The organism is Prevotella jejuni (genome assembly GCF_900187995.1).
Lineage (GTDB): Bacteria > Bacteroidota > Bacteroidia > Bacteroidales > Bacteroidaceae > Prevotella > Prevotella jejuni.
The window spans coordinates 57,544-64,564 of sequence record NZ_FZNZ01000024.1; the positions used below are offsets into that span (position 1 = coordinate 57,544).

Annotated in this window: 1 protein-coding gene and 1 pseudogene; one reads left to right on the top strand and one right to left on the bottom strand. The window is 42.8% G+C overall.

Features of this window, described 5'->3' with window-relative positions:
* The first annotated feature begins 92 nt into the window (after window positions 1–92).
* Window positions 93–2,818: pseudogene (ppdK, locus tag CHB62_RS09985) on the top strand (pyruvate, phosphate dikinase).
* Window positions 2,819–4,049: 1,231 nt separating this feature from the next.
* On the opposite strand, the gene clpB reads toward ppdK, so the two are convergent.
* Window positions 4,050–6,638: an ATP-dependent chaperone ClpB gene (gene clpB / locus CHB62_RS09990; protein WP_089366724.1), complete on the bottom strand. Its 2,589-nt coding sequence runs from the start codon at window positions 6,636–6,638 to the stop codon at window positions 4,050–4,052.
* Window positions 6,639–7,021: the final 383 nt, after the last annotated feature.

Sequence of the window (7,021 nt, forward strand, 5' to 3'; positions counted from 1 at the left end):
TAGCAAATTTTACAGAAAAGTTTGCTACTTTACCTATTTATTGGTATATTTGCACTATACAAATAACTAAAATTCATTATCATTTTTAACTTATGAGCGAAAAGAGAGTTTATACCTTTGGTAATGGTAAGGCTGAAGGTAAAGCTGACATGAGAAATCTCCTTGGAGGCAAGGGTGCTAACTTGGCAGAGATGAATCTTATTGGTGTTCCGGTTCCTCCAGGCTTTACAATTACCACAGATGTATGTACTGAGTATTATGAGAAAGGTAAAGAGACTGTAGTAGGTTTGCTAAAGGCAGAAGTTGAGAACAGCGTTAAACATGTTGAGAGTTTAATGAACTCAACTTTTGGAGACCCATCTAACCCTCTGTTGGTGAGTGTACGTTCAGGTGCACGTGCTTCTATGCTGGTATGATGGATACCATTCTTAACCTTGGTCTTAATGATGCTGTGGTTGATGGATTGGTTAAGAAGACAGGTAATGCACGTTTTGCTTATGACAGTTATCGTCGTTTTGTACAGATGTACGGAGACGTTGTATTGGGTATGAAGCCTGTAAATAAGGAAGATATCGACCCATTCGAAGCTATTATTCAGAAGGTTAAGGCTGAGCGTGGCATTAAGCTCGATAACGAGATGACCGTTGATGACTTGAAGCAACTTGTTGTACTCTTCAAGAATGCTATCAAGGAGCAGACTGGTAAGGAATTCCCAAATGATCCTATGGAGCAGTTGTGGGGTGCTATATGCGCTGTGTTCGACTCATGGATGAACGAGCGTGCTATCCTTTATCGTAAGATGGAAGGTATTCCACAGGAATGGGGTACAGCCGTAACCGTACAGGCTATGGTATTTGGTAATATGGGTGATAGCTCTGCTACAGGTGTTTGCTTCTCTCGTGATGCTGGTACTGGTGAGAATCTCTTCAATGGTGAGTATCTTATCAACGCACAGGGTGAGGATGTTGTAGCAGGTATCCGTACTCCACAACAGATTACTAAGGAAGGTTCACTCCGTTGGGCTGCTCAGCAGAATATCGATGAAGAGACTCGTGCTGCAAAGTATCCTTCTATGGAAGAGGCTATGCCTGAGCTTTATGCACAGCTGTTTGCCCTCCAGGATAAGTTGGAGAAGCACTACCATGATATGCAGGATATGGAGTTCACTGTACAAGAAGGTAAGCTCTGGTTCCTCCAGACTCGTAACGGTAAGCGTACAGGTACTGCTATGGTTAAGATTGCTATGGACCTTCTTCATGAGGGCGAGATCGACGAGAAGACAGCACTCGTGCGTTGTGAACCAAATAAACTCGACGAGCTTCTTCACCCAGTATTCGATAAGGAGGCATTGGCACAGTCACATGTGTTGACACGTGGTTTGCCTGCTTCTCCTGGTGCAGCAAGTGGACAGGTAGTGTTCTTTGCTGATGATGCTACAAAATGGCATGAGGATGGCCATCAAGTTATCATGGTTCGTATCGAGACATCTCCAGAGGATCTCGCTGGTATGTCTGCTGCTGAGGGTATTTTGACTGCTCGTGGTGGTATGACATCACACGCAGCCGTTGTTGCACGTGGTATGGGTAAGTGTTGTGTCAGTGGTGCTGGTGCTATCATGGTTGATTACAAGGCACGTACCTTGGAAATTGATGGAACTATAATACGTGAGGGCGATTATATCTCTTTAAATGGTTCAACAGGTGAAGTTTATCTTGGTGAGGTGAAGACTCGCCCTGCTGAGGTTACAGGTGACTTCGCAGAGTTGATGGACCTTTGTAAGAAGTATAGTAAGCTGGTTGTTCGTACCAACGCAGATACTCCACATGATGCAGAAGTAGCAAGTAATTTTGGTGCTGTTGGTATTGGCCTCTGCCGTACAGAGCACATGTTCTTCGAGAACGAGAAGATTAAGGCTATGCGTGAGATGATTCTCGCTAACAGTACAGAAGAGCGTGAAAAGGCACTTGAAAAGCTTCTGCCTTATCAGAAGCAAGATTTCTATGGCATCTTGAAGTGTATGGATGGTAAGCCTGTAAACATCCGCTTGCTCGATCCTCCTTTGCATGAGTTCGTTCCACACGACCTTAAGGGACAGGAAGTAATGGCTGAAGAGATGGGCGTAAGTGTTCAGTTTATTCAGAGCCGTGTAAGTGCACTTTCTGAGAGCAACCCAATGTTGGGTCTTCGTGGTTGCCGTTTGGGTAACACATTCCCAGAGATTACTGCAATGCAGACCAAGGCTATCCTCGGTGCGGCTGTTCAGTTGAAGAAGGAAGGATTTGATCCTAAGCCAGAAATTATGGTACCATTGGTTGGTATTGTTAATGAGCTTGACATTCAAGAGAGTATCATTCGTAAAACTGCAAACAAACTCTTCAAAAAAGAAGGTGTTGAGGTTGAATTCAAGGTGGGTACGATGATTGAAATTCCTCGTGCTGCTTTGACAGCTGATGTTATTGCACAGAAGGCTGAATACTTTAGCTTCGGTACAAATGACTTGACTCAGATGACCTTCGGTTATAGCCGTGACGATATCGCAAGCTTCTTGCCAAGCTACTTGGAGAAGAAGATTCTCGATGTTGACCCATTCCAGGTTCTTGACCAGAAGGGTGTTGGTCAATTAATCCAAATGGGTGTTGAGAAGGGCCGCAAGACTCGCAAGAACCTCAAGTGTGGTATTTGTGGTGAGCATGGTGGTGAGCCAAGCTCTGTTAAGTTCTGCCATCGTGTAGGTCTTAACTACGTTAGCTGTTCTCCATTCCGCGTGCCTATCGCAAGACTTGCAGCGGCACAAGCAGCGGTGGAAGAAATGAAGTAATTTCTTAGAAATATATTTTTTAGGCGGTATACCATGTTTTTACGTAGGTATACCGCCTATTTTTTATGTTTTATAAATGAATATCTAAAAGAGGATGGCCTTTACCTTTTCTCTCACTTCTAATTTACTAAGTTCATTACAACAATCTTACTTTATACCAATATGCAATTTATTAAATCAGCGTTTATAGCACTTGCTTTGTTCTCTACGATAGGAGGAACGACTGCTTCTACAAAGAGAAATACGGATATTCAGTCTGGAACGGTTTACATTTGTACGGGACCAAAGGCAAGAAAGTATCATTCAAGCCCAAATTGTCGTGGTCTTAATAGATGCTCTGGCAGTATAAAAGGCCTTTCTGTGAGTGCAGCAAAGTCAAAAGGCTTTAGTCCATGCAGGATTTGTTATAGATAGTTTGTTTATAAACTATGTTTGAAAACATAGCAAGAAGTATGTAATATGCAGTCTTGAACACCTTTATAGTTAAGTGTAAAGCAACGCTTTTTATATTCGTTCTCTACTTTTTACAGCTTCTTTTTACTATGAGTAGAAGGCTTTTAGTGCTATACACTATGGTTTAATTTATGATAGAATCACTTTTATGTGAGAAGAAATATTAATCTTGCTAACGTAAGAGTTAGGCACGCCTAATGATTCTGTCTATATGTTGTTCTTTGAGTAATAAAATGTTGTTAGCTCTTTTAAAAATGTAACGATATAACTATAGTATTTTTAATTTCATTTTGCTGTCACTTTTAACACTTCGTGTAAACGTGTTACAAATCAGTAGGTTATAAGCTGTTCTCTTGTGACACGAGTGACAGGAACTTTTATATTGAGGATTTCTTTCATTGTAGAAAATTAGGGATATTGGAATGAATGTGAGAAATAGCGTATTCTGAGGCGGATTCGTTCTTGGCAGTAAGGATCTTAGAGGTGTTTTTACAGTTATGATACATCTTATTTTTTCTCCATAGTGGATGAGCCACAATAGCCCTTTTATCATGTCATATCATCGTGCGGATACTTAGCACCAATGGTGCGGATGGCGAACACCAATAGTGCGGACGGTTATGACATGTAGAATCACTAAGAATAATAAAACATGTTGGTCACGAAGAAGTTTAAAGGAGAACAGAGGTTTACCTCATAAAGATTTATAGTAGTATCACTTGAAATGCCGGATGAAACAAAAAAAAGGAGTGTATCAAATGATACACTCCCTTTTATTTTAATTTCTGAATACTAAGCCCTCACCGAAGCTGTCGATGATGACAGGCTTGTCACGGTTGACTGTACCTGCAAGTAATGACTTACTGAGATCGTTCAATACGTAACGTTGGATAGCTCGCTTGACAGGACGCGCACCGAACTCTGGGTCGTAGCCAACATCTGAAAGATAGTTGATGGCTGGGTCAGTCCACTGAAGTTCAATACCCTGTGGCTCTAACATATCCTTAACTCTCTCAAGTTGCAGACGAACAACACCACCAATCTGCTCTTTTGTCAATGGCAAGAACATGATAGTCTCGTCAATACGATTGAGGAACTCTGGACGTATCGTCTTCTTCAACATATCCATCACCGCAACTTTTGCCTTGTCGATTACTTCCTCACGATTCGTATCGTTAAGATGCTCAAACTGCTGTTGGATGTATTGCGAACCAAGGTTAGACGTCATGATGATAATCGTATTCTTGAAGTTCACCGTGCGACCCTTATTATCAGTCAATCGACCATCATCCAATACCTGTAAAAGAATATTGAATACGTCTGGATGTGCCTTCTCAATCTCGTCAAAGAGAACCACTGAGTAAGGTTTACGGCGTACAGCCTCAGTCAACTGACCACCCTCATCATAGCCTACATATCCTGGAGGCGCACCGATGAGTCGAGTTACACTGAACTTCTCTTGATACTCACTCATATCAATTCGGGTCATCATAGACTCGTCATTGAAGAGATAATCAGCCAATGCCTTTGCCAACTCAGTCTTACCAGTACCCGTTGTACCTAAGAAGATGAAGGAAGCAATAGGCTTCTTTGGATCTTGCAATCCTGCACGTGAACGACGAACCGCATCTGCCACAGCAGTGATAGCCTCATCTTGTCCGATGACACGCTTGTGTAGTTCATCCTCCAAGTGGAGCAGTTTATCCTTCTCACTCTGTAACATTCGTGTGACAGGAATACCTGTCCAACGGCTCACAACCTCAGCGATATCATCTGCTGTAACCTCCTCGCGCACCATTGCTTGCCCATCTTGTGTGGCTTGCAACTGCTGTTGGATATTCTTGATATCGTCTTCTAATTGCTTTAGTCGTGAGTATCTAATCTCGGCAACACGCTCGTAATTACCCTCACGCTCGGCACGGTCAGCCTCATACTTGAGCTGCTCAATCTCTTGCTTGTCTTGTTGAATCTTATTCACCAATCCACGTTCGCCTTCCCACTTAGCACGGAAACTATGTTCTTGCTCTTTGAATTCGGCAATCTCCTTGTCGAGTTGTGCAATCTTTTCCTTATCGTCTTCCCGTTTAATCGCCTCACGCTCAATCTCAAGTTGTTTCAAGCGACGAGTAATCTCATCCAACTCCTCTGGAACAGAATCACGCTCCATACGTAGTTTTGCGGCTGCCTCATCCATCAAATCGATAGCCTTATCAGGTAAGAAACGATCTGATATATAACGCTCAGAAAGTTTTACAGCTGCTATACAAGCATCGTCTTGAATACGAACCTTGTGATGGTTCTCATAACGCTCCTTCAATCCACGAAGGATAGAGATGGCGTCCAATTCGTCAGGTTCATCCACCATAACTGTTTGGAAACGACGCTCAAGAGCCTTATCTTTCTCAAAATATTTCTGATATTCATTCAGGGTTGTTGCACCGATAGCTCTCAACTCGCCACGTGCCAAAGCTGGCTTCAAAATGTTAGCTGCATCCATAGCACCTTCGCCACCACCAGCACCGACCAATGTGTGAATTTCATCGATGAAGAGGATGATATTACCATCAGCCTGCATCACTTCCTTAACCACACTCTTCAATCGCTCCTCGAACTCACCTTTATACTTAGCACCAGCCAACATCGCACCCATATCCAATGAATAGAGTTGCTTATCTTTCAAGTTTTCTGGCACATCTCCACGAACGATTCGCTCTGCCAAACCCTCAACAATAGCGGTCTTACCAGTACCTGGCTCACCAATGAGAATAGGGTTATTCTTTGTACGACGAGACAGAATCTGCAATACTCTTCGAATCTCCTCATCACGACCAATCACTGGGTCGAGCTTGCCTGCACGGGCGTCCTCGATAAGGTTGCGGGCATATTTCTGTAATGACTGATAGTTCTCGTCACCACTTTGCGACTGCACCTTCTGACCTTGACGAAGGTCGTTGATAGCTGCCGTCATCTCCTTCTCTGTGCAACCCGCATCTTTCAATATCCGACTTGCGGTGGAATTTACAGCCAACAGAGCGAGCAACATCGGTTCAATGCTTACAAACTCATCGCCCATCTTCTGCGAAATATCGATCGTGCGTTGCATTACCTGATTGGTTTCAGAAGAGAGATAAGGTTCACCACCAGATACTTTCGGTAAGTGGCTCATCTCATTCTGAATGGCACTCTCCACAGCTTGTGCGTTCACACCTAATTTCTGGAAGACGTAATTAATCACGTCCTTTCCCTTTTCCATCACACCAGCTAATATGTGTACTGGTTCAATGGTCTGCTGTCCATTTCGCTGTGCAATGTTTATCGCACTCTGAACAGCCTCTTGTGCTTTTATTGTAAATTTATCAAATGTCATATCTAATATCCTTTCTTTATTCCCTTTCCCTTGTATAGGATCAGGTATTAAGTTCTTTTTTTAATTTCTGATGACTATATATCAAATCATGTGCCTACGTCTTGTGTCTGACATAATGGCACTACTTGCAGTCAAATTGTCAGTTGATTATTTCTTGAAAAGGGAAGGTAAGAGAGGAGGAGAGAGTGTGCTTCTCAATGTTCAGTTCTCTTGGCGTTTACAGCAAATAAATGCACAGATATAAATAAGTATGCCCCAGAGAATATAGAAAATCCTTTCGTAAGGCATCGCAAGTTCAACATAGAACTGCAATCCCAAGTGCTGGTGTAGCTTAATAATCTATACCTGAAAACACCGCGGGGTTTGGGGGCGAGAAGCCCCCA

Excerpts from the sequence above, each read along its gene's own strand:
- clpB (WP_089366724.1), bottom strand. The coding sequence starts at position 6,638 with ATGACATTTGATAAATTTACAATAAAAGCACAAGAGGCTGTTCAGAGT.